The 23,410-nt window shown below is 67.6% G+C and carries 25 protein-coding genes and 1 tRNA gene; 5 read left to right on the forward strand and 21 right to left on the reverse strand.

Annotated features, from left to right (window positions below; translation table 11 throughout):
* Nucleotides 1-269: 269 nt before the first annotated feature.
* Nucleotides 270-1,019 (reverse strand): SDR family oxidoreductase, encoded by a 750-nt coding sequence (locus PRL19_RS14960; RefSeq protein ID WP_127898789.1) that lies wholly within the window; start codon nucleotides 1,017-1,019, stop codon nucleotides 270-272.
* Between the two features lie 222 nt (nucleotides 1,020-1,241).
* Between PRL19_RS14960 and PRL19_RS14965 the strand changes: the two genes are divergently transcribed.
* Both PRL19_RS14965 and sciP read left to right on the forward strand, forming a co-directional pair.
* Nucleotides 1,242-1,403 carry a hypothetical protein gene (locus PRL19_RS14965; protein WP_273743435.1) on the forward strand — a complete coding sequence of 54 codons (162 nt, stop codon included), beginning with the start codon at nucleotides 1,242-1,244 and terminating at the stop codon, nucleotides 1,401-1,403.
* A gap of 206 nt (nucleotides 1,404-1,609) precedes the next feature.
* Complete coding sequence (gene sciP / locus PRL19_RS14970; protein WP_217845909.1) at nucleotides 1,610-1,918, forward strand: CtrA inhibitor SciP; 309 nt, start codon at nucleotides 1,610-1,612, stop codon at nucleotides 1,916-1,918.
* Between the two features lie 309 nt (nucleotides 1,919-2,227).
* Here sciP and PRL19_RS14975 read toward each other — a convergent pair.
* From PRL19_RS14975 to PRL19_RS15040, 14 genes are all read right to left on the reverse strand, one after another.
* Nucleotides 2,228-2,303 (reverse strand) — tRNA-Phe (locus PRL19_RS14975).
* Between the two features lie 113 nt (nucleotides 2,304-2,416).
* Entirely contained in the window at nucleotides 2,417-2,578 is a 162-nt protein-coding gene (locus tag PRL19_RS14980) for a DNA gyrase inhibitor YacG (RefSeq protein WP_127898792.1), read from the reverse strand.
* Nucleotides 2,578-3,633 (reverse strand): ribonuclease E/G, encoded by a 1,056-nt coding sequence (locus PRL19_RS14985; RefSeq protein ID WP_273743436.1) that lies wholly within the window; start codon nucleotides 3,631-3,633, stop codon nucleotides 2,578-2,580. Before PRL19_RS14985 ends, PRL19_RS14980 begins: the two co-directional genes overlap by 1 nt.
* A complete protein-coding gene (locus tag PRL19_RS14990) occupies nucleotides 3,630-4,232 on the reverse strand; it encodes a Maf family protein (protein ID WP_420704401.1) in 603 nt (200 codons plus the stop codon). The genes PRL19_RS14985 and PRL19_RS14990 overlap by 4 nt, the downstream gene beginning before the upstream one ends.
* A 37-nt stretch (nucleotides 4,233-4,269) precedes the next feature.
* Nucleotides 4,270-4,488, reverse strand: a complete 219-nt coding sequence (gene infA, locus PRL19_RS14995) for a translation initiation factor IF-1 (RefSeq protein WP_010397442.1) — start codon at nucleotides 4,486-4,488, stop codon at nucleotides 4,270-4,272.
* Between the two features lie 87 nt (nucleotides 4,489-4,575).
* Nucleotides 4,576-5,685 (reverse strand): FliM/FliN family flagellar motor switch protein, encoded by a 1,110-nt coding sequence (locus PRL19_RS15000; protein WP_273743437.1) that lies wholly within the window; start codon nucleotides 5,683-5,685, stop codon nucleotides 4,576-4,578.
* Nucleotides 5,686-5,746: 61 nt separating this feature from the next.
* A complete protein-coding gene (locus PRL19_RS15005) occupies nucleotides 5,747-8,392 on the reverse strand; it encodes a sensor histidine kinase (protein ID WP_127898795.1) in 2,646 nt (881 codons plus the stop codon).
* Nucleotides 8,382-8,657, reverse strand: a complete 276-nt coding sequence (locus tag PRL19_RS15010; protein WP_127898796.1) for a hypothetical protein — start codon at nucleotides 8,655-8,657, stop codon at nucleotides 8,382-8,384. Before PRL19_RS15010 ends, PRL19_RS15005 begins: the two co-directional genes overlap by 11 nt.
* Nucleotides 8,657-9,016 (reverse strand): response regulator transcription factor, encoded by a 360-nt coding sequence (locus tag PRL19_RS15015; protein ID WP_045998904.1) that lies wholly within the window; start codon nucleotides 9,014-9,016, stop codon nucleotides 8,657-8,659. Before PRL19_RS15015 ends, PRL19_RS15010 begins: the two co-directional genes overlap by 1 nt.
* Nucleotides 9,017-9,079: 63 nt before the next feature.
* Nucleotides 9,080-10,369, reverse strand: a complete 1,290-nt coding sequence (locus tag PRL19_RS15020) for a short-chain fatty acyl-CoA regulator family protein (RefSeq protein WP_337960261.1) — start codon at nucleotides 10,367-10,369, stop codon at nucleotides 9,080-9,082.
* 3 nt (nucleotides 10,370-10,372) lie between these two features.
* Nucleotides 10,373-11,212 (reverse strand): ATP-binding protein, encoded by an 840-nt coding sequence (locus PRL19_RS15025; RefSeq protein ID WP_045998903.1) that lies wholly within the window; start codon nucleotides 11,210-11,212, stop codon nucleotides 10,373-10,375.
* Entirely contained in the window at nucleotides 11,209-12,069 is an 861-nt protein-coding gene (gene tatC / locus PRL19_RS15030) for a twin-arginine translocase subunit TatC (RefSeq protein WP_045998902.1), read from the reverse strand. The genes PRL19_RS15025 and tatC overlap by 4 nt, the downstream gene beginning before the upstream one ends.
* Nucleotides 12,070-12,561, reverse strand: a complete 492-nt coding sequence (gene tatB, locus PRL19_RS15035) for a Sec-independent protein translocase protein TatB (RefSeq protein WP_127898799.1) — start codon at nucleotides 12,559-12,561, stop codon at nucleotides 12,070-12,072.
* A 28-nt stretch (nucleotides 12,562-12,589) separates the two neighbouring features.
* On the reverse strand, nucleotides 12,590-12,856 hold the full coding sequence (locus PRL19_RS15040) for a twin-arginine translocase TatA/TatE family subunit (protein WP_045998900.1): 267 nt from the start codon (nucleotides 12,854-12,856) through the stop codon (nucleotides 12,590-12,592).
* 195 nt (nucleotides 12,857-13,051) lie between these two features.
* Here PRL19_RS15040 and PRL19_RS15045 point away from each other — a divergent pair, with 195 nt between their 5' ends.
* Entirely contained in the window at nucleotides 13,052-13,672 is a 621-nt protein-coding gene (locus PRL19_RS15045; RefSeq protein WP_045998899.1) for a MarC family protein, read from the forward strand.
* Complete coding sequence (locus PRL19_RS15050; RefSeq protein ID WP_273743438.1) at nucleotides 13,669-14,241, forward strand: retropepsin-like aspartic protease family protein; 573 nt, start codon at nucleotides 13,669-13,671, stop codon at nucleotides 14,239-14,241. The genes PRL19_RS15045 and PRL19_RS15050 overlap by 4 nt, the downstream gene beginning before the upstream one ends.
* Here PRL19_RS15050 and PRL19_RS15055 read toward each other — a convergent pair.
* Nucleotides 14,238-15,485, reverse strand: a complete 1,248-nt coding sequence (locus PRL19_RS15055; RefSeq protein WP_273743439.1) for a Zn-dependent hydrolase — start codon at nucleotides 15,483-15,485, stop codon at nucleotides 14,238-14,240. The two genes, PRL19_RS15050 and PRL19_RS15055, sit on opposite strands and share 4 nt — an antisense overlap.
* A complete protein-coding gene (locus tag PRL19_RS15060) occupies nucleotides 15,482-16,669 on the reverse strand; it encodes a hypothetical protein (protein WP_273743440.1) in 1,188 nt (395 codons plus the stop codon). Before PRL19_RS15060 ends, PRL19_RS15055 begins: the two co-directional genes overlap by 4 nt.
* Nucleotides 16,670-16,827: 158 nt before the next feature.
* On the opposite strand from PRL19_RS15060, the gene PRL19_RS15065 reads away from it, so the two are divergent.
* The gene (locus tag PRL19_RS15065; protein ID WP_273743441.1) at nucleotides 16,828-17,409 is read left to right on the forward strand and encodes a MarR family winged helix-turn-helix transcriptional regulator; all 582 of its coding nucleotides are present in this window, start codon (nucleotides 16,828-16,830) and stop codon (nucleotides 17,407-17,409) included.
* Here PRL19_RS15065 and PRL19_RS15070 read toward each other — a convergent pair.
* The 4 genes from PRL19_RS15070 to PRL19_RS15085 are packed head-to-tail and all read right to left on the reverse strand — an operon-like array spanning nucleotide 17,313 to nucleotide 23,336.
* Entirely contained in the window at nucleotides 17,313-19,586 is a 2,274-nt protein-coding gene (locus tag PRL19_RS15070) for an FdhF/YdeP family oxidoreductase (protein ID WP_273743442.1), read from the reverse strand. The genes PRL19_RS15065 and PRL19_RS15070 overlap by 97 nt on opposite strands.
* Nucleotides 19,587-19,636: 50 nt before the next feature.
* Entirely contained in the window at nucleotides 19,637-21,853 is a 2,217-nt protein-coding gene (locus PRL19_RS15075; protein ID WP_273743443.1) for a xanthine dehydrogenase family protein molybdopterin-binding subunit, read from the reverse strand.
* On the reverse strand, nucleotides 21,850-22,812 hold the full coding sequence (locus PRL19_RS15080) for an FAD binding domain-containing protein (protein ID WP_273743444.1): 963 nt from the start codon (nucleotides 22,810-22,812) through the stop codon (nucleotides 21,850-21,852). Before PRL19_RS15080 ends, PRL19_RS15075 begins: the two co-directional genes overlap by 4 nt.
* Complete coding sequence (locus PRL19_RS15085; protein WP_273743445.1) at nucleotides 22,809-23,336, reverse strand: 2Fe-2S iron-sulfur cluster-binding protein; 528 nt, start codon at nucleotides 23,334-23,336, stop codon at nucleotides 22,809-22,811. The genes PRL19_RS15080 and PRL19_RS15085 overlap by 4 nt, the downstream gene beginning before the upstream one ends.
* Nucleotides 23,337-23,410: the final 74 nt, after the last annotated feature.

Below are 23,410 nucleotides of genomic sequence, written 5' to 3' on the forward strand. Positions count from 1 at the left end.
GACCCCAGATCATGATGCGCCCCCGTCATACCGAAATACGATGCCGGGCAATCGTCTTGCGCATTCCCGGCCCTCAGCGGGACACATTGCGCAAATAAGGTAAATCAAACCTTAACGGGCAACACGGCAGGCACTGAATATGCGAGCTTGATGCAACAAACTCATTGCCGGTAGCCCAAGCCACTACGTGTGTTTCATTACCGCGGTTGGTGCTGCCGCAGGGGGCCAATATCTCTTTCACAAGCGTGCATGGTCCCTTTCTCGGCCGCTCAGGAGATCAGGCCCACACGCCGCCGAATGGCCTCATCGCGCAGCGAGATCTCGGCACCCAGAAACGCATCCGCGTCCGGCCCGCACATCCAAAGCAGTGCACGTGCGGGCCATTCCGGCGGGATATGCACCGTCCAATCCAGCTGGCTGATCGGATTGACGCCGCTGTCGCGGATTGCCGCCTGCATGTCTGTCGCCACGGTACCCGGCGACAGGCTGATCGCCCGAACGCCGTCCGCCCGCGCCTCCTGATCCACCGCGCGCGTCAGCATCAATGCGCCTGCCTTGCTGGCACAATATGCGCTCCACCCCTCCTGAGGAGCATGGGCGGCGCCCGACCCCACCGTCAGGATAGTCCCGCCGCCGGCGGACCGCATGACCGGCAGTGCGGCACGGATCCCGTGAAAGACGCCCTTCAGGTTGATGTCGATGGCCTGCCCCCAGGCATCCGGATCGGCATCGGACATGCCGGCGATCGGGCCGATGACACCGGCATTGTTGATCAGGACGTCCAACCGGCCCGCGCGATCACAGAATGACGCGACCGCCCGCTCCATGTCGGCGGCACGTGCGACATCGCCTTCCAAAACCATGCCGCCAATTTCGTCGGCCAGCGGTGAGATCGCGCGTGCATCACGGGACATGAGGCCGACGAGCGCCCCGGCCTCGGCAAGCACCCGTGCCGTCGCCGCACCGATGCCCCGGCTTGCCCCGGTCACCAGAACCGCCTTGCCCCTCAGATCGACCATTCCTCACTCCTGCCTTGCCATCAGTTTCACGGACACGGCCAGCAAGCCGGTCCACCAGACTACGACATTACGGCACCGCTGCGTGCATCCCAAGCCGCCTGCGCCATGCAATCGCAGGAATTTCGCAGAGCAGGTGTCACAACCTGTGCGAAAAGGCAGGTTCTCAGGACGGCGGGTGTCGGCTAGTTAAATTTGTATAGTTTATTGAGTTGGATTTTTCCCATGCACCAGAACCAGACCGATCTGCGTCCCGTCGTTTCGGCGAAAGACCTGGCGATGATCCTTTCCGCCATCGGCGCCTATTCCCACAACGCAGAGTTCCGCGACCTTCGCGACAGGCTGCAGCACCAGGCCGTCACCTGGGGCGTGTTCCGCGAAGGCTGAGCCCAGTCAGTAGGCTCAATCGACATAACTGACATGCCTTTAGAATATAGACGATAAGTCACATCACGCGGCATGCTAGTTCCGTGTGCCGTCATATTCGTGATCCAATCGCAGCCTGTCCACAATCCAGACAATGCGTGGGCCCGCCGACTTCCCTTCCTGCCCACTGCACGTCTGTCCATCTATTGTCGCGTAAGAGGTTCATCATGTTCATTCGAAAGTCATCCCGCCTCCGCACCGTCACGATCGATGACGGCAGCATCCTCAGCGTCGCCGATCTGCCCGATGCCGACACGCGTTGGGTTGCCTCGCGCAAGCAGACAGTGGTGCTCGCCGTGCTGCACGGACTGATCGACAGGGATGATGCATTGCGGCGCTATGGCCTGTCGGACGACGAGTTCAACTCGTGGTGCCGTGCCAGCGCGGCCCGTGGAAAGGCAGCCCTGACGGTGACCGCACTGCTGCAGTACCGTCAGCCACAATCTGATCAATCGACTGATACTTCTGCGGACTAGCTGCAAAGGTCAGCATCGGCTTGAGCATCGGTCTTGCGATTGTTTCATCGACGGTTACGTTGTGCCAAATGGCATAGCATTTGCTCGACAAGTCATCTCCAGCTACTCAGGGGTCGACGTGTAGTTTGGCACCGACCGCGTGATGCGGCAAAGGAGTGCCTTCCGTTTCCAACGGACGTACATTCGTCGCGGCGTTAATTTGCAGATTACTTACGGTGTTCGTAGTATACCCTAGGCAGTCACAAGCACATTAAAGCGCAAAATGCCGACAGCCGATATGCGTTAATTGGCTGAGAATAGTGAGATTATTGGTGCCCGGAGACGGATTTGAACCGCCGACACGCGGATTTTCAATCCGCTGCTCTACCAACTGAGCTATCCGGGCCCCGGTGGACCCTGGCGGGTCTTGGGTAGGCGGTGTTTACGAAGCGACGGCAGAACTGTCCAGACCGAATCTGCGGTTTTTCGACGACCTGCGGCGCTTTTTCGGCGCGCTGCTTAGTCGTCACCGGCATCATCGCGCGGCAGGTCCTCCAGCGGCGGGCCGGGGATGACATAGGCTCCCCGCAGCCACTTGGCCAAGTCGACATCCGCACACCGCTTGGAACAGAACGGGCGATACTGCGGCTGGCTGTCCTTCTTGCAGATCGGGCAGGCCATCACGCATCCCCGCTTGCGGAGGCCAGCCGTGCCAGCGGCACGCGGTCACGCTTGCGCGTCAATTCGTAGAGACCCATCGCGGTCCAACCGACCAAGGTCGTTTCCGACCCAGCCCCCCGGAAGGCCCCCTGCAGGACCTGATCCAGCGTCGCGCGGTCTCGCTTTGGCATAGGCGCAAAATCGACCACGATCTGTCCGCCCAGACCGCGCAGCGCAAGCTGCCGGGGCAGTTCGCGGGCCAGCGCGATGTTCGCCTTCAGTCCCGCGGCCAGCGAGGTGTCGTTGCCGGTGTTCACGTCGACCGCGACCAGCGCACGGGTCGCCTCGACATGCGCGTCGCTGCCGCCCGGCAGGGGCACGCGGGAAGACAGCAGCGCATCGACGGCGTCGAGCACGCCGCAGCGATCAAAGCTGTCTTCGCCTTCCTCGACGGCGTCGGGGGCGGGCTCGGCCCAGTCCATCCACGCCTGCTCCCACGGCGTGGGCGCGTCCAGCAGCAGTTCCGGCGCGCCCGCGGTTTCGGCGCAGACGCGATCCGCCAATTCGATCAGGTCGTCCAACTCGGCGCGGATGTCGTCGTCCTCCGCGTCCAGGCAGACGCTACGGAGGATCAGGCCATGATCGCGATCGCCCAGGGACGCCCTGCCGATCGCCTCCAGCTCATCCCGGCGATCCTCGTCGCGGATGCTGCGTGACACGTTGACCCCCGGCGCGCCCGGCGTGACCAGCGCGTGACGGCCGCGAAACAGCAGGCGCGTGGACAGGGGCACGGCCTTGCCGTCTTCGGCCACGCCCGCGACCTGGACCAGCAGCGGCTTGCCCTCGGACACGCCCTTGCGATCGCGCAGATAGCCCGTCTGGCCATCCGGCAGGCGCAGGAACACGCCGCCCTGCCCCTTCATGAAGCGGTCGGTCGAGGCACGACAGATCGCGCCGGGCGCCAGCGCGGTCAGCGGATCGCTGGCCACCAGCAGGTCGATCAGCTGACCGTCCTGCATCAGGGCTGCGGCTTCGAGGCCGAACAGATGCCCCAGAACGACTTGGCGACCCTTCATCGGGCGTCTTCCTTGATCTTGGGATGGATGCCGATCGCGGCCAGCATGGCGGCGGTTTCCGACAGAGGCAGGCCGACGACGGCCGAAAACGACCCCTCCAGCCACGGGATGAAGGCGGCCGCCGCCCCTTGGATGGCATAGCCGCCGGCCTTGCCCTGCCAGTCGCCCGCATCCAGGTACCGCTCCAGCGCGGCCGGATCGATCGATCGCATGCGGACCTTGGTCTCGACCAGGCGCAGGGCGGTGCGGGATCCGCGGCGCAGTGCGATGGCGGTCAGCACGACGTGCCGGCGCCCCGACATCAGCCGCATGAAGGCAGCAGCCTCGTCGCGATCGGCGGGCTTGCCCAGGATGCGGCGGCCCACGGCCACGGTGGTGTCGGCGGTCAGCAACGCCTCGCCCTCGGCCAGATCCAGCGCGGCGGCCTTTTCGGCGGCCATGCGGCGGACATAGTCGCGGGGTGGTTCGGCCTTGCGGGGGGTCTCGTCGATATCGGCGGGGCGCAGCGCGTCGGGAACGATCCCGATCTGGGCCAGCAGTTCCAACCGCCGCGGGCTGGCTGATCCCAGGATCAGCCTGGGGGGCGTATCGGCCATCATGCGGCCTCCGGTGGTGTCGGCCGTCCCGGGGGACGGCTTACTTGAAGCGGTAATTGATCCGCCCCTTGGTCAGGTCATAGGTGTTCATTTCCACCTGAACCTTGTCGCCTGCCAGAACACGGATGCGGTTCTTGCGCATCTTGCCTGCCATATGCGCGATGATCTCATGGCCGTTTTCAAGCTCGACCCGGAATGTCGCATTGGGCAGGAGTTCCTTCACGACGCCGGGGAATTCGAGCATTTCTTCCTTGGCCATGGTCACTCCGTTCTTGTCATCCCGTCAGATTCGGGACCGACGTTACATGCGACCAGAATGCGGGGAATTCAAGGAAAAAGCGCCCGGTCAGCCGCGCAGCGCCGTCAGGTCGGTGCCCGTGGCAAGCCCCAGGTCGTCAATCGACAGGTCCTGGGCGCGAAACGGGTCGGGCTGGGACAGGTCGCCCGGGGCATGCGCGGCCATCATCGCGGCTGCCTGGCCCATCACCGGGACCATGCCGTCATCGGTCGCGGCCGACGCGGGGTCGCGCAGACGGATCGCATGGCATCCCTCGGCCTCGCCGAACTTTCCGGTGGCCAGGACCTGGCCGTCCTGCGTCTCCAGCGTGGCCTGTGTCAGACAGGTGCGCGGCAGGCTCAGCAGCCGCCCGTCCAGAAATCCGCGCAGCTCGGCAAGCGACACGCGCTTGCGGCACAGCACGCCGGTCACCGAGACGGGGGCGTCCTGCATCGCCGCGGCCAGGCTGACCCGAACGGGGGCGGCGACCGGGGGCGCCGGGGCCGCGACAGGGGCGGCATCGGGGCGCGGACGCGCCTGGTTCGCGGGCTGGGGCAAGGCCAGCAGCACGCGTCCCTCGCGCATGTCGGGCGCCCCCATCGCCAGGTGGAACGACAGGCTGCGCAGCGGCCGATCCTCCAGCATCAGGGACAGGGGCCGGGGATCGTCCAGATGGGTCAGGAACTGATAGCCGCCGACGGCCTCGAACCCCTCGACCCCCTCCATCTCGGCAGTCAGCTCTGTCAGCAGGGCGTTGATGAAGTCGGAACACAGCAGTGCGTCGCTGCGGGTGGGTCGGCGCCGCTCCAGCCCGCGCGACGTCACGCGGCCAAGGGCCTGCCATTCGACCAGCGCCGCCACCGCCTGCGGGCACAGCGCGATCGCCCCCAGCAGATCGCCCGGCCCCTGCAGCACGACGACCAGCGGCAGTTCCGGCAGCAGCTCCGGCAGCTCTGCCAGCGTCAGCGCGCCGGGCTGGACGGACAGTGCCCGGACGGGCAGCTGGTACAGCCGGTCGGCGGCGCGTCCGATCGCGGTGGCGGCGGCGCGGGCCGGGGTCGGCGCGGGAGATGCGGGCAGCTGCGGGGCCCCGCCTTGGCCCAGCCTGACCTGCGCACGCGCCTGCAGCATGCGGCGCAAGACGCCAGGGGCTTGGGTGGCGGGGTCTGCATGGGTCATGTCACGTCCGAATCAGGCTGTCGCTGCCCGTTCAAAATGGACCGTCAGGATTGAGAAAGGGTTAACCGGAGGGCACCGGCGGCCGCGCCGGCAGCTGGATGCGGAACGCTGCACCCCCCTGCCCCGGCAGATAGCTGATGTCGCCGCCCAGGGTCAGCATGATCTCGCGGCAGATGGCCAACCCCAGGCCTGCGCCACCCGCGCGGGCGGGGTCGTTCAGACGCGCGAACTTCTCGAAGATCAGCGTCTGGCGGCCGCTGTCGATGCCGCTGCCGTTGTCGACGATGTCGATGACCGCGCCGCCGCCTTCAGGATGACGGACGCGGATGATCAGCACCGGATGCGCCGCGTCGCAATACTTGCGCGCATTGCTGATGACGTTGATCAGCACCTGCAGCAGGCGGTCCGCATCGGTGATCAGGCCCAAGTGCTCTGACGGCAGGTCGCGGTCGATCAGAAAGCCGCGTTCCGGCCGCGTGGCCGACGCCGCGGCCAGCGCGCGCGTGATCAGGTCGTGCAGGTTCGCGACCGAGATCGTCAGTTGCGCCCGCCCGCTTTCCAGCACGGACAGATCCAGAAGGTCGTCCAAGAGCCGCGTCAGGCGGCCGGCCTCGTCATGGATGATGCCTGCGAACTTGCCGCGCTCCTCGGCGGTCAGGTCGGGCTCCTTGAGGATCTCCGAGAACGCCCGGACCGAGGTCATGGGCGTGCGCAGTTCGTGGCTGATCTGGCCCAGGAAGGCGTCCTTCTGGACCGACAGGGCGGTCAGCTTGTCATTGGCCTCGCGCAGCTGTCGGGCGGTGCGGGTCAGTTCGGCCTGCGCGGCCTCAAGGCGCTGCGTCTCCTCCTTGGCGCGCTGCGCCTCGTCTGCGACCTGCAGAAGGTCGGCCACCGTCAGCGCGACGCCCCCCGCCACGCGGTCGATCATCGCATGCGCCGTAGCAGAGCCGATCGACCCCGCCAGCCGCCGCTCCAGTCGGGTCAGGAACCGGGGCGTCAGGTCGGGCAGATAGCCGGTCTTGCCCTGCGCCCGCGCCTCGGCCTGGAAATAGCGCAGCGCGGCGTCCGGTCCCCAGACCCGCCGCGCCATGGCCAACAGCGGCTCGGCCCGGTCGTCGGCGCGCAGCATGCGGCTGTGGCGGATCGGCTCGACCGCGGACACGAAGGACAGGCCCTGCAGGCGTTCCACCGGGTCCGGGAACCCGAAGATCGACACTCCGATGAAGGCCAGCGTGTTCAGCGTCAGGGACAGCGCCACGGCGGCCGTCCAGGGATCGACCCCCGGCGGCACCGGCAGATCGCCCCCCACCCCCACCGACGGCAGGAAGATCAGCGCCATCCACAGGACCGATCCTGTGCCGATGCCGGCATAGGCGCCCTTGCGGTTTGCGCCGCGCCACAATAGCCCGCCCAGCATCGCGGGCAGCACCTGCGCCATGCCGGTGAAGGCCACAAGCCCCATCGCGGCCAGTGCCGCCGTGCCCCCCGACGCCTGGTGATAGACCCAGCCCGCTGCGACCACCGCCAGGATCGCGACCCGCCGAGCGTTCAGCACGAAGCCGCGCAGATCGTCGGTCTCGTCCGGGGCGGGGATGCGGCGTAGCGCCAGCCAGGCGGGGACCAGCCAGTGGTTCGACACCATCGTGGCGACCGCGATCGCACACATGACGACCATCGACGTCGCCGCAGAAAACCCGCCCAGGAACACCAGCAGCGCCAGCATGTCCTGGCCCGCCGCCGCGGGCAGGGTCAGCACATAGAGGTCCGGGTCCGACCCCGCGGGCAGCAGTTCACGCCCCATCACCGCAATGGGCAGCACGAACAGCGACATCACGAACAGATAGGCCGGAAAGGCCCAGCCCGCGACATGCAGGCGCTCCTCGTCCGCGGCCTCGACCACCATGACCTGGAACATGCGCGGCAGGGTCAGGATGGCGGCGGCGGACACCAGGATCAGCGCGGTCCAGCGGTCGGGCTTGAGCAGCCAGCCCTGCGCCACGTCGGGATCGGCCGCGGCACGGGCGATGCGCGCCAGCATGTCCGCAGGCCCGTCGGCCAGCCCCCAGACCACGAACAGTCCAAGCGCCACGAAGGCCGCCAGCTTCACGACCGCCTCCAGCGCGATCGCTGTGACGACGCCGTGGTGGCGTTCATCCGCCGCCAGGTTGCGGGTGCCGAACAGGATGGTGAACAGCGCAAGCCCCGCCGCGACCCACAGGGCCGTTCCCCCCATCGCGCCCGCATCGGCGCCGTTGGGGACGTCGGTGGCGAAGATGTCGAAGGACAGGCGCACCGATTGCAGCTGCAGCGCGATATAGGGGGTCGACGCGATGACCGCGATCAGCGTCACGATGGCCGCCAGCCGGTTCGATTTCCCGAACCGGGCCGAGATCAGGTCCGCGACCGAGGTGACGTGATGCATCCGCGCCACGCGAACCAGCCGCCTCAGCCCCCACCACGCCCCGGTGAAGACCAGCGTCGGTCCCAGATAGATCGTCGCGAACTCCAGCCCGGACCGGGACGCATAGCCCACCGCGCCATAGAACGTCCATGCCGAACAATAGACCGACAGCGACAGCGTATAGACCAGCGGATGGTCCAGCCACCGCACATGCCCGCGCGCCGCCGCCCGGTCGGCGGCATAGGCGACCCCGAACATCAGCGCGACATAGGCGAGGCAGGCGCCGACCAGCGCCTCAAAGGGCATCGGGGCCCCCCGTCGGTGCCTCGGCGCGCATGGTCGCGGCCTCTGCCCGCAGCAGGGCGCGGTGCAGCGCGCGGATGACCACGATCAGCACCGCCCACAGGCCGAACAGCCAGACCGCGCCCCCGGCATAGGACAGGCTGCCCGGCATCCACCAGACCGGCACCAGCAGCAGCATCATCGTCATCACCGGCAGCACCCGCGCCGCATCGCCAAGGCGGCGGCGATGGAACGAGGCGCGTTCCAGAAACAGCGGCCGGTCGGGCATCAGGCCAGCATCCGGCGCACCGTCGCGCGCAGTTCCTGGTTGTCGAAAGGCTTGGCCAGCACCGCATCCGCGCGCGCGCCGTCATCGCCGGTCTGCCCCCGCGCAGTCAGCATCAGCACCGGCGTCGCGGCCAGGTCGGCGTCATCGGCGGCGCGCAGATCCTGCAGGATCTCGGTCCCCGACCGGTTGGGCAGCATCAGGTCCAGGATCACCAGGCGCGGGCGCGCGGCCAGGATCGCCTCGATGCCGCCTGCGCCGTCGGGATGCAGGTCGACCGACCACCCCTCGCGCGACAGGATGAAGCGCACCGCCTCGGCGATGTTGGGCTCGTCCTCGATCATCAGGATGTCCGGCTGCATCCGCCCTCCCCGCGTGCGGCCCGGCGGGCCGGGGCGGATCATGGGCCGGATCACGGCCCCGTGTCAAAGGGACCTTTGCGCCTGCCCGCCCTGCGGCACCAGGATCGAGGGTTCGCGGCGCGCCGGACAGTCGGCACGCGGACAGATCCGGCAGGCGGGCCCGATGGGCAGCGCATCGTCGGGGGGTGGTCCGTCGAACGGCAGAATCAGCATCAGCGCCTCGGTCAGCAGCGGGCCGTCCAGGCCCAGGGGCTGACTGCGCTGCGCAAAGGACAGGGTGCGGAACGCGCGCCCATCCGGCGTGACGACGATCCGTGCCAGTGCCACCTGCGGCACCGCCAGGGCATGATACAGCGGCCACAGCGCACAGCTGTCACCAGGCCGTGGCAGCGCAAATCCCAGCGCGGCGCGACGCAGGGTCAACACCCCCGATCCGTCGCAGACCAGCAGGCCCGCGCCCTGGAACCCCTCGGGGCGCAGATCGGCCAGCCGCCGGATCACCAGGTCCAGGGGCTGGCCAAGCCGCGCGGCCAGCCGAACCGGGTCGGGCGGCGTTCCCGCCGCGGGGATCGCCTCGGTCAGCGCGCGGTCCGACAGCGCGTCCCGGTCGTCCAGCATCCCGGCCAACAGATCCGCGGCCATCGCCCGCGCCGCATCCGAGGTCAGATCGCCCGGATCGGGGTCCGCAACGCCGGGTTCGGCCAGCCAGGCCTCGACCTCCTCCTGGGGGGTGGTGGCCTGACCTTCGGCCTCGAAGCTGTCCAGATAGGCGACCAGGGCCTGTGCGGTCAGCGACAGGCGCTGGCTGTCCTGGTGCAGGTTCGCATGGAACCGCTGGCGCCATTCGGCGGAAATCTCGCCCTCCTCGACCAGGATCGCCGCGGTGGAGCGGACCGAGGTCACCGCCGACAGCACCTCGTGCAGGGTGGTCAGCAGATAGGGATCGCGAGTCATGCGGTCGGACAGGTCGACCAGTTGCCGTTCCAATCCGGCGCCCCGCCGCGCATGGGCGATCAAAAGGCCCGACCAGCCCGGAAAGCGGGCCAGGAATTCGGTGATCTGGTCCAGTTCCGGCACGGTGCCCACGGCGACGGGATGGGCCGCGGCCTCGCGCAGGGCCGCGATGCGGACCTCCTCGCGGCCTTCGGCCAGTTCATCGGGGGGAACCTCCAGAACCTCGGCCAAGCGGGCGATCAGGTCGGCGCCGACGGGGCGGCGGTTGTGTTCGATCAGGTTCAGATAGGCGGGAGAAATGCCCACGGCGCGCGCGATGTCGGCCTGACGCCGGGCCATCGCCAAGCGGCGTTCCCGGATCCGCGTCCCCGTCAGGACGGTGGCTGCGCGCGCGGGCACGGCCTAGACCGCCAGACCGTGGCGCCCGGCAAGATCGGTGAAGAACTGCCACGCCACGCGCCCCGACCGGGCGCCCCGCGTGGCCTGCCATTCGATCGCCTGCGCACGCAGATCACCGGGGTCGACCGACAGCCCATAGGCCGCGCAATAGCCGTCGATCATCGCCAGGAATTGGTCCTGGTCGCAGGGATGAAAGCCAAGCCACAGGCCAAAGCGGTCGGACAGGGACACCTTTTCCTCGACCGCCTCTCCGGGGTGGATGGCACTGGCGCGTTCGTTGTCGATCATCTCGCGCGGCATCAGGTGGCGGCGGTTCGAGGTCGCATAGAGGATCACGTTCGCGGGCCGCCCGCTGATCCCGCCATCCAGCACCGCCTTTAGCGACTTGTACTGGGTGTCGTCGTGGCTGAAGGACAGATCGTCCGCAAACAGCACGAAGCGCCGCTCGGGTGCGGCGCCCAGGATCGCCAGCAGCCGTCCGACCGAATGCAGGTCGTCGCGGGCGATCTCGACCAGGACCAGCGGCAGGCCTTGGGCCACGGCCTCGGCATGGACCGCCTTGACCAGCGACGACTTGCCCATGCCGCGCGCGCCCCACAGCAGGGCATTGTTCGCCCCAAGGCCGCGCGCGAACTGCAGCGTGTTGTCCAGAAGCGTGCGCCGCGACCGGTCGATGCCGATCAGCTGGTCTAGCGGCACACCGGCGACATGCGCCACGGGCACCAGCCGGTCGGGGTCGGCCTGCCACACGAATGCCGTGGCCTCGTCGAACCGGGGCACCGGAACGGCCGGCGGGGCCAGTCGTTCAAGCGCATCGGCGATGCGCGTCAGCGCAGCCGTCATTCGTCATCCTCGATCCACAGGCCCTGGGCCCGCAGGTCACGTTCGCGCACCACCTCGATGCGGCGGACGATCTGGATCGAGATCTCGTAAAGGCCATAGACGACCGAGAACAGCACCAGCTGGCTGCCGACATCGGGCGGCGTCAGGCAGGCGGCCAGCGTCAGGATGATCACCACGGCATAGCGGCGCGTGTTGGCCAGCGACTGCGACGACACCAGCCCCGCCCGGCCCAGCAGCGCCAAGGCGACGGGCAGCTGGAACGACAGGCCAAAGGCCAGGATGAACCGCGTGGTCAGGGTCAGATACTCGCTGACCGAACCCTGGAACACGATGCCGGCCAGCCGGCTTCCCTCGCCCGCCACGGCCGCCGGATCGTCCGGCAGGGCCAGCGGACCCTGCTGAAAGCCCAGGAAGAACGCGAAGACCATCGGCAGGATGATGTAATAGGCGAAGGCGGCGCCCAGCACGAACATGATGGGCGATGCCAGAAGGAAGGGCAGAAAGGCGCGGCGTTCACTTTTGTACAGGCCCGGCGCAACAAAGCGCCACAGCTGGTACCCGATCACCGGAAACGACAGGATGAACCCGCCGAAGAAGGCGATGCGGATCGCGACCGAGAAGCCTTCCTGCAGCTTCAGCAGGATCAGGCCGCATTCCTGGCCACGCTCCTCCAGCGCGGCGCAGATGGGCCGGGTCAGGAAGTTGTAGATCGGGTTCCAGACCAGATAGGCCAGGATCATCGCCACGACCAGGGCCAGCACGGACCAGATGATCCGCGTGCGCAGTTCCTTGAGATGTTCGATCAGGGGGGCCGAGCTGCCGTCGAGATCGTCGTCGATCGGGGTATGCGCTGACACTTACAGGTCCTTCGTGTCCGTCCGCCGCACGCCGGAGATGCGGCGGCGCGAATCGGGATTGGGCGCCACGTCGGCGGCAGGCTGGGTGGCCGTGTTCGCAGGCTGGACCGTCGGCGCGGCGGGCGCCGCGGGGATGGCCGCATCTGCGCCCTTGTCCGCGACCGGGGCCGCGGGGTCTGGCTGGATGCGCTGGCCCATGTTGGTCTTGGGGTCCCACTTCTCGAACTTGGTGACCGCGCGATCCAGCGCGTCCAGGCCGCGACTGTTCTTCGAGGTCATCGAGGACAGGTTCTTCATCCCCTTGGCCGCGTCGTCCAGGCCGCTGGCCTTGGCCGCATCCTCCATCGCGCTGGTGAACTCGCGTGCCATCGACCGGGCGCGCGAGGTCAGCCGCCCAAGCGTATGGAACAGCTTGGGCAGATCCTCGGGGCCGATGACGACAAGCGCGACCACCCCGATCAGCAGCAACTCGCTCCAGCCGATATCAAGCATTCGGGAACTCGACCTTGGGGCGCACGGTTCAGGTGCGGGTGTCGGTATGCGGCGTCACGTCGCGTGCATCGGTGCCCGGGACGGTGTGGACCGGTGCGACAGGCTGGGTCGGGGTGTCCAGGCTTGCCGCAGGCTTGTCGGCGGTCTGTTCGGCGGAAGGATCGTTCAGGCCCTTCTTGAAGGCGGTGATTCCCTTGCCGAATTCGCCCATCAGGGACGAAACCTTGCCGCGTCCGAACAGGACGAGGACGACGATGGCGATGACCAGAAGGGCCATGGGGGACGGTGCGTGCATTTCAGTTCTCCGTACCGGTGTCAGGCCGTTGACCTGATTTCAAGGACTGCAACCAACTATAGGCCCAGTCCGTAGCCGTTGAAAGCCCACCCGGCGCGATAAAGCCCCGCCCCCCTCCGGCGCAGCCTGCGATGACGCGATTTTGACGGCGCGTCCCGGCTTGGCAGGGGCGGCGCGGCACGCGATAAGGGCCGCATGGACCTGCAGCTGTACCTGACCGCCTTCGTCACCCTGTTCGTGGTCATCGACCCGATCGGCCTGGCCCCGATCTTCATCGCACTGACCCCCGGCCAGTCGGGGGCGGAACGCCGCCGCATCGGCGCGCGGTCGCTGGTCATCGCCGCCGTCCTGCTGACGCTGTTCGGCCTGACGGGCGATGCGATCCTGTCGGCGATCGGCATCTCGATCTCGGCCTTCCGCATCGCGGGGGGGCTGCTGCTGTTCCTGACCGCGCTGGACATGCTGTTCGAACGCCGCACCGAACGCCGCGAGGGCCAAGCCGACGGAGACCAGCCCAGCCACGACCCCTCGGTCTTTCCGCTGGCCATGCCGCTGCTGGCGGGGCCCGGCGCGCTGGCCACCATGATCCTGCTGGTCGGAGAGAACCAGGGCGTGGGTCATGTCGTCATGGTCCACCTGATGATGCTGATCGTGCTGGGCATCTGCATGGTGCTGTTCGCGCTGGCGACGCCCCTGGCGCGCGCGCTTGGGCGCACGGGGGTGATGGTCGTCACCCGGCTGCTGGGCATGCTGCTGGCGGCGTTGTCGGTGCAGTTCGTGATCGACGGGCTGCGCGGATCGGGCCTGTTCGGGTGAGCGGCGACGACATCGCCCGCCTGGCCTTCTATGCGATACTGCTGGTCGTGATCGGCGGCGCGATGGTGTTCGAATTCGCGGGCCGGGGCGGCCGCGCCCTGCGCGCGCTGCTGATGTGGGCGGTGATCATCGCCGGTCTGGCCGCCGGATACGACTGGTGGCAGCAGACCTATGGCCCCCGCCAGCAGGTGCTGGAAAACGGCGCCCGGATCGTGGTTCCCGCAGGCCCCGGCGGCCATTTCCACCTGGAAGCCGTGCTGAACGGCACGCCCATCGACTTCATCGTGGACACCGGCGCCACCAGCGTCGCGCTCAGCCGCGACGATGCGCGTGCGATCGGGCTGGACCCCGACACGCTGCGCTTTGGTGGCCAGGCGGTGACGGCCAACGGCCGCGTGGCGACGGCCCCCGTGACGATCGCCGAATTCGCCATCGGCGATGCGGTGGACCGCGACGTGCGCGCCGTGGTAATCGACAGCGCGCTGCAGGACAGCCTGCTGGGCATGTCCTATCTGCGCCGCTTTGCCCGCGTCAGCTTTGAAGGCGACCTGCTGATCCTGGAACGCTAGCGCGGCATCGCGCCGGCCATCTGGCGGATGGTCGCAAAGATCACGTCGATGCCGCGCGCAAGCTGGGCATAGTCGGTCCATTCCTCGGGCGCATGCGATATGCCGCCCCGGCTTGGCACGAAGATCAGCCCCGTGGGCGCGAAACCCGCCATGATCATCGCGTCATGGCCCGCGCCGCTGACCATGACCCGATGCGACACGCCAAGCGCCTCGGCCTGCGCGGACAAGGCCGCGTGGATCTGACCCGACAGCGGCGTGGGCGCGGCATAAAGCTGTCGTTCCACCTGGGCGGTCAGGCCGTTGCCCTGCGCATGCGCCACGGCGCCCTGCACCATCTCGATCAGGCGCAGCACGTCCTCCTCGGCGGGGGCGCGCAGATCGACGGTGAAGGTCACCAGATCGGGAATGACATTTGCACCACCGGGCAGCACCTCCATCTTGCCCACGGTCAGCACCGATTGCCGCCCCACCTGCCGCGCCAGATCGGGCAGCAGCGACAGGATGCCGACCGCACCGGTCAGCGCATCACGGCGCTGATCCATCGGCGTGGTGCCGGCATGGCCCGCCTGACCGCGCACGGTCACGCGCAGCTGCGCCAACCCCACGATGCGGTCGACGATGGCGATGTCCTGACCCTCGGTTTCCAGCACCGGGCCCTGTTCGATATGCAGTTCCAGAAACGCATGCACCGATCCGGGCGCCAGGGCCGCCTGCCCCGCCCGTGCCGGGTCCAGTCCGTAATCGGTCATCGCCTGCGCGGCCGACACGCCCGCATCGTCGCGCAGGTCGTCCAGACCGGCCGGGTCCACCTGCCCGGTCAGCAGCCGCGATCCGAACAGGCCGCCGCCGAAGCGGGTGCCCTCTTCCTCGATCAGGGCCACCACCTCGATGGGGCGATCCGGCTGCAGGCCGAGGTCGCGGAACAGGAACGCGGTCTCGATCCCCGCCACGACGCCCGCAGGGCCGTCGAACCGCCCGCCATTGGGCACCGAATCCAAATGCGATCCGACCAGGATCGGCGCCAGATCCGGGCGCCTGCCCTCCAGCCGGCCAAAGACGTTGCCGACGGCGTCCTCTCGGACCTCCAGCCCGGCCTCGACCATCTGGCCCGCCACGAAATCGCGCGCGGCGCGGTATTCGGGGCTGTAGGTCAGCCGGGTCGTACCCCTGCCGGGGGTTGCGTTGAAACGGTCGATGCCCTCGATCAGCGCCTCGATCCGGCGTGCATCCGCAAATCCTGTCATCCGATCAGCCCCACGAACAAACCTGCCAGCACGACCGACACCATCGTCACCGTGACAAAGCCCGCGACCAGCATCGGCGGCAGCAGATGCGCGGTCAATGCCTCGCGTTCGGCGGCATCGTCGGTCAGCGTGTCGATGACGTCCTTGGTGATGATGTAATCGGCGGGAAACCCGTACAGCGCGGTCAGCGAGCAGGCAAAGGCCATTGCGGGCGTGATGCCCAGCAGACGCCCCACGATCCAGGACGCGATGTACATCCCCACCAGCCCGATCGCGATGATGGTGACCAGCGGCACGGCCAGCTGGCCCAGCATCTCGGGCGTCGCGCGCTTCAGCCCGTCGAAGATGAAGACCATCAGGATCAGCACGGTGAAGCCGAAGGCATTGGCCTTGCGCAGCGGCTCACGCTCCAGGAACCCGACCGACGTCGCGATGACGCCGAAGACCAGGCACAGCACGAAGGGGCTGATGGTGACGACCGGCGCGGCCAGTTCCGACAGGCCCCATGCCGCGAAGGCCACGACCCCAAGCCGCAGCATCTTGAAGTAGACGGTGTCATAGGCGGCGGGCAGACGCGCGAACAGGCGCGGCGGTATCGGCGCATCGGCGCTGTCGGCCACCGGTGCCGCCCCCTGCCAGCGGCCCGCGCGGTGCAGGTCCAGAACGCGCCGCCCTTCGCGCTTCAGCATGATGGCGGTCAGCGGATAGCCCGCAAAGCCCTGCATCACATAGATCAGGATCGCCAGAACCGACAGCGCCTGCAGGCCCGCGTCCGCCGCCGCCTGCGACATGATCAGCGACGCCACCACCCCGCCGACCAGCGGCGGCGTCGCCACGACCACCGTCTGCCAGTCCAGCAGCATCACGCCCAGGGTGAACAGCAGTGCCACGATGCCGCCGATTCCGGCCAACGCCACGACGACGGTGCGCCACTGCCGTGCCAGTTCGGCAAAGGACAGAAGCGTCCCCATATTGGTGATCAGCAGGTACATGGCCAGAAAGACGATCGGCGTCTGAAACCCCGCGACCTGGACGATGTCCTCGGGGAAGAAGGTCCAGTAGCCCACCAGGAACAGGATCGCGCAGACGAAGACCGACGGCAGCCAGGACCGCGTCCGGGTCGAGACGACATCGCCGATCCACAGGATCAGCGCCAAGATGGAGAAGGCCAGCAATTGCGGCATGGGTCCAAGCCTTTCGGATCAGGATCTGTCAAAGACCGGCCGCGTGACGCAACAAACCCCGCGCGCCGGCCGTGATGCGCGTTACAATTGATCCATCTGGATGTATTGTGCAACGGTCAATCGTCGCGTTCACGCGACGGCCACGACAGGAGGAGCCGATGCAGACCGACGACCCTGATGCGATGCTGGCGCAGCTGCTGGACAGCGACCTGTCGGAGCTGCTGTCGATCAGCTATGTCGTGCTGGCCAACAACCAGGTGACGAACCGCCATATCGAGCGTGTCCACGACATGCCCGTGCAATGCTGGTCCGCGCTGCTGGCGACGGTCAGCTTTCCGGGACTCCGGGCACGCGATCTGCTGCACCTGTTCCCGCGCCCGCAGAACACCGTCAGCCGCGCCCTGGCCCTGCTGGAGGCGCGCGGCCTGATCGAACAGCGTCCCTGCCCTCAGGATGCGCGGGCCAAGCGGCTGTATCTGACCCAGAACGGGTCCGACCTGCTGGCCACGATCCGCCAGACCGCAAGGCTGCGTCAGGACGAGATATTCGGCGTGCTGGATGCCGGGGAACGGGCGACCTTTCTGGCATTGTGCCGAAAGATCGCCGCGGGACCACGGCTGGTGAGATCGCAGGTGATGCCCGATCAGGCCAGGCGGACCGGGATGCCCTTGGACGCCGGGGTGTCCGATGCCAGATCCCCGCGCGACAGCGGCGACAGCGGGTTCAGCTCCGGGAAGTAGCCGGCCAGACAGCCGCGCGGGATGTCATAGGGGATGACGCGCAGCCCCTGGACCCTCCGCGCGATCCCGTCCTCGGCGGCCGAGGTGAGGGTGATGCGCTGCTCCGCGGCCAGCCCCGCCGCCGCCATGTCGTCGGGCGACATCATGACCAGCATGCGGTCGCCCTCGATCCCGCGCAGGCGGTCGGACATGCCATAGACGGTGGTGTTGAACTGATCATTCGACCGCAGCGTCATCAGGCGGTACACGCCTTCCTGCGCGCCAAGGCCGGTCGCGTCCAGATCGGCGGGTCGCGTGAACTGCGCGCGGCCGCTCTCGGTCTTCCAGACGCGGTTGCGGGCGGCGTTGTCGCGATAAAATCCGCCCGGCTGGTTCATGCGGGTCTCGAAATCGCGGAAATCATCGGGATAGACCGCCTCGATCAACGCGCGGAGGCGGGCATGATCGCCTGCCCAATGCCTCCACGGCATCTTGGGGTTGGGGTCCAGGGTCGCGGCGGCCATCCGGGCGACGATCTCGGTCTCGGACAGCAGATGCGGGCTGGCGGGCGTGCGATTGCCGATCGATCCGTGGATATGGCTGAAGCTGTCTTCGACCGAGACCTGCTGGTTGACGCCACCCTGCATGTCCTGTTCGGCCCGGACCAGGCAGGGCAGGATCCAGGACGCCTGTCCCGGCATCAGGTGGGTGCGGTTCAGGCGCGTCGCCACGTGGACGGTCAACGGCATCGACCGCCAGGCGTCGGCCACGCGATCGGTGTCGGGCACCGCGCGCGCAAGGTTGCCGCCCAAGCCCACGAACCCTGTGGCCCGCCCTTCCAGCAGCGCCTCGACGAAGGCGGTGGTGTTCCACCCCTCCTCCATCGGCGGCTGCATGTCGAACAGCGCGCGCAGGCGGTCGTTCGGGACAAGGTCGGGCTTTTCGGTGATGCCGACGGTGCGCTGCCCCTGCACGTTGGAATGGCCGCGGACCGGGCTGCACCCTGCGCCCTTGCGCCCGATATTTCCGCGCAGCAGCAGCAGGTTGACCAGCGCCCCAATGGCGTCTGACCCATGAACATGTTGCGTCAGGCCCATGCCATAGACACCGATCACGGCACGCGACCGGGCATAGATCGTACCGATCCCCTCCATCGCCGCGCGGGTCAGGCCGCTGACCTCCTCCAGTTCGGTCCAGTCGGTCGAATCGACCCAATCCATCCAGTCCTGCAACCCATGTGCATGCCTGTTTAGGAAGTCATGATCCAGCACGCCGCCCCGGCTGCGTTCCAACGCCAGCACATGCTTGGCGATACCGGTCAATGCGGCGATGTCGCCGCCCGCGCGCACCTGCAGATAGCGGTCGGCGATCTCGGTGGGTGCGCCCACGGTCATCTGCCACGGGCTTTGCGGGTTTGCGAATTCCAGCAGACCCTTCTCGCGCAGCGGGTTGATGGCGACGATGCAGCAGCCGCGCTTGGCCGCCTGCTGCAACGGGTGCAGCATGCGGGGGCTGTTCGTGCCGGGATTCTGGCCGATCTGCAGGATCATGTCGCAATGATCGAAATCCTCCAGCACGCAGGTGCCGACCGGCGATCCGACAACGGTCTTGAGCCCCACGGATGTCGTCTCATGGCACATGTTGGAGCTGTCGGGCAGGTTCACATGCCCATAAGCACGCGCATACAGCCCATAGAGGAACGACGCCTCCAGCCCCGCCTTGCCAGAGGCATAGAATGTCACGGTCTTGGGGTCCAGCGCACGCAGGCCCTGGCCGATCTCGGCAAAGGCCTCATCCCACGTGGTTTCCAGATAACGGTCGCTGGGCGCGTCATAGCGCAGGGGGTGGGTCAGCCGTCCCGCCATCTCCAAGTCGTATTCGGACCAGGTGGCCAGTTCGGCCACCGTGTGATCCAGAAAGAAGTCGGGCCCGCAGCGTTCCGAGGTCAGGTCCCACAGCGTGGCCTTGGCGCCGTTCTCGCAGAATTCAACGACATGCGGGTTGGGCGGCTTGCCCCAGGCGCAGGACGCGCACATCATGCCGCCCGCCTTGTTCTGACCCCGCAAGGTTTCAAACGCGCCCGGCCCCGGCTTTGCGGCACGGGCCACCTGGGCCATCCCCTTCGCCGATCCCCACCCCCCGACGGGGCCGTCATAGGAAAAAACGCGGTCGTCGGTGTTGGGCTGGTCGTCGGACATGTCGGGCTCCTGTCAGGGGTTCGGGGGCGGCGCACCGCCCCCGCATGCGATCACGCCGCCGGGGCGAAGGGATCGGGCAGATGGACCAGCAGCTTGTCTGGCGTCATCGGGAAATCGTGCAGACGCACGCCGCAGGCATTGTAGATGGCATTCGCCACCGCCCCCGCCGCCCCGCAGATGCCCAGTTCGCCGACCCCCTTGGCCTGGATGGGCGATGCGTACGGATCGCGCTCCTCCAGCAGGATCACCTCCATGTCGGGAATGTCCGCATGGACCGGCACATGGTATTCGGCCAGATCGTGGTTCACCAGATGACCGTCGCGGCTGTCAAAGGACAGCTCCTCGGTCAATGCGCTGCCGATGCCCCAGACCATGCCGCCCAGACATTGCGACCGCGCCGTCTTGGCGTTCAGCACCCGGCCAAAGCCGAATGCCCCGGTCATGCGGCGCAAACGCGTCTCTCCGGTGAAGGCATTGACCGCGACCTCGCAGAAGAAGGCGCCGTAGGTCGACTGGTTGACCTTCTCCATCAGCTTGCCCGGTTCGATCTTGCCGGTCCGCGTCAGATCCTCGGACAAAAGGTCGGTCACGGGACGCGGCTCGACGCCCTCGGCCCAGGCCTTGCCGTCCTGTAGCAGCAGGTCGTCGGACGCACAGCCAAGCGCCTGTGCCAAGGTTGCGCGGATCGCGTCGCACGCCAGGAACACCGCCGAACCTGTTGACGACGCGCCCCAGCTGCCCCCCGAACCGGCGCCGGACGGCAGGCGGCTGTCGCCCAGACGGACGGTAGTGCGCTCGATCGGCTGACCCAGCATCTCTGCAGCAACCTGACCCAGGATGGCATAGCTGCCGGTGCCGATATCGGTATGATCGGTCTCGACCACCACATGGCCATCGGCGGTCAGGGTCACGCGGGCCTCGGCCTTGGCCAGGATGTTCACGCGGGCGGCGGATGCCACGCCCATGCCGATCCACCATTCACCCTCGCGCCGCGCGCAGGGTGTGGCGTTGCGCTTGTCCCAGCCAAAAGCTGCAGCGCCGGCGTCCAGCGCCTCGACCAGTCTGCGCGAGGAATAGGGCGTACCCTCGCCCGGCACCTCGTCGGGCAGGTTGCGCTTGCGCAATTCGACCGGGTCGATGCCGGTGGCTTCGGCCAGTTCGTCCATTGCGACCTCAAGGGCCTGCATGCCGACGGCCTCGCCCGGCGCACGGACAGATCCGGCGGTCAGACGGGTGATGTCGGATTTACGCACTGCCAAAAGGCGGTTCTCGCCGGCGTACAGGAATTCGGACGCCTGCGTCACCGGTTCAGAGAAGCTTTCTCCGGGCAGGTTCGATACCAGTGCCTCATGGGCAAAGGCGGTCAGGCGACCGTCGGGGCCGCAGCCCAGACGGATGCGCTGTTCGGTTTCCGACCGGCGCATGATCGACTGGAACACCTGCTGGCGGCTCATGACCACACGGACCGGGCGGCCCAGTTCCTTGGCGGCAATCGCCGCGGCGACCGCCTCGTGCGAGATGCCCAGCTTGGATCCAAACCCGCCGCCGACATAGGGCGACAGCAGATGCACGTGCTTGGGGTCGATCCCCAGGCTGTCGGCCAGCTCCGCGACGTTATAGGTTAGCATCTGCAGGCTGCCCCACAGCGTCAGATCCTTGCCGTTCCATTCCGCGACCGCCGCATGCGGCTCCATTGCGGCACTGGCATGGCCGGGGGTTGTGAAGGTCAGATCGACGGAATGCGCGGCGTCGCGCATGGCCTTGTCCAGATCGCCCGCCTTGATCGGATCTGCGGCCGGTTCCGCATCTGCGGCATCCGGCAGGAACTGCGCGTCGCCGGACTGATCCTCGTATTCGATGTCCAGCGCCTTTGCGGCATTGGTCGCCTGCTCGAACGTCTCGGCGACGACCAGGGCCACCGGCTGCATCGGAAAGTCGACCTTCGAGACGTCCTGCTCGGGGGCCTCGCCCGCGGTGCCCTGCGCCGCGCGGCGCAGCATCCGTTCCGAGGAATAGACGCCCAGAACGCCGGGCATCGCCATCACGACGTCGCGGTTGATCTTCCTGACCCGACCGGTGCTGATCGTCGCGCCGACCAGCACGCCCTCGGCGCAGTTCTCGCGTGCATATTCGGCGGCATAGGTCGCGGTGCCCGCCACCTTCAGCCGGCCTTCCGGCCGGTCCAGCGGCTTGCCGATCACCCCCTGGCGGGTGCGGTCCAGCATGTCGCGGGTGTCGGGGGTGTCATAGGTATCGCTCATCGTCATTCCCCCGTGGCTTCCGCCAGCACCGCCGCAAGGGCGCGGCGGACCAGCGTGATCTTGAAATCGTTGTGTCCCTGGCCGCGCGCATCCACCAGCAGAAGGTCGGCGGCCTTGTCGAACAGCGCGGGCGTCGGGCGTTCCCCGACCAGCAGCGTCTCGACGCGGTCGTCGGTCCACGGCTTGTGGGCAATGCTTCCGAACGCCAGTTGCGCGGCGTCGATGCGGCCATTGTCCATGCGAACCGCCGCCGCCACCGACACCAGCGCAAAGGCATAGGATGCCCGGTCGCGCACCTTGCGATACAGCTGACGTCCCCCGAACGGTGCCGGCAGGCGGATGGCGGTGATGACCTCACCCGCCTTCAGCACGTTGTCGCACGACGGATCGTCCCCCGGCAGGCGGTGGAAATCGCGCATCGGAATTTCACGGGTGCCGTCAGGACCTTCGGTCTCGACCGTGGCGCGCAGGGCTGACAGAGCCACGGCCATGTCGCCCGGATAGGTCGCGATGCAGGCATCGGACGCGCCCAGGATCGCATGGTTGCGGTTCACGCCCCCCTGCGCCGCGCAGCCTGTGCCCGGTTCGCGCTTGTTGCAAGGCGACCGCCCGTCCATGAAATAACCACAGCGCGTGCGCTGGCACAGGTTGCCGCCCATCGTCGCCTTGTTGCGCAACTGCGGGCTGGCACCGGCCAGAATGGCGCGCGACAGCAGCGGCCAGTCGGCACGGATGCGCGGATGCGCCGCGCAGTCCGAGTTGCTGACCAGCGCGCCGATGCGAAGACCGGCACCCTCGGGGGTGATTTCCTTAAGGCCGACGCGGGTGATGTCCAGCAGGGCATCGGGGGTCGCGACCTCCAGCTTCATCAGGTCCAGCAGGTTGGTGCCGCCGGCGATCAGCATGGCGGGGTTGCCGACGGCTTGCGCCAGATCACCCGCGCGTTCGTATTCGAATGCCTTCATTGCGCGGCCTCCGTCTGGGCCATGGCGTTGCGGATGGCGGCCAGGATGTTGTCATAGGCGCCGCAGCGGCACAGGTTGCCGCTCATCCGTTCGCGGATCTCGGCATCGGCGACGGCGGGCTTGTCGGCCGGATCGGCGGTGACGGCACTGGGCCAGCCCTGCCGGATCTCCTCGATCATCGCGGTCGCCGAACAGATCTGGCCGGGCGTGCAATAACCACACTGGAACCCGTCATGGGCCACGAAGGCCGCCTGCAGGGTCGACAGCGCATCGGGCGTGCCGATGCCTTCGATCGTGGTGATCTCATCTTCGTCATGCATGACGGCCAGCGTCAGGCAGGAGTTGATGCGGCGGCCGTTGACGATGACGGTGCAGGCGCCGCATTGACCGTGGTCGCAGCCCTTCTTTGTGCCGGTCAGGCCAAGGTCCAGACGCAGGACGTCAAGCAGGCTGCGGCGGGGGTCGCCGTGATATTCATGGGATTGGCCGTTGACGGACAACCTGGCGGCGGGGCGTTGTGCCATTGGGGGCTCCTTGGACCGCGGTGCTGGGTCCAAGGCAACGTGGGCCGGGCAACCCGGTTCCCATGTCTTTTCGC

It is taken from the genome of Paracoccus marcusii, assembly GCF_028621715.1.
GTDB lineage: Bacteria > Pseudomonadota > Alphaproteobacteria > Rhodobacterales > Rhodobacteraceae > Paracoccus > Paracoccus marcusii.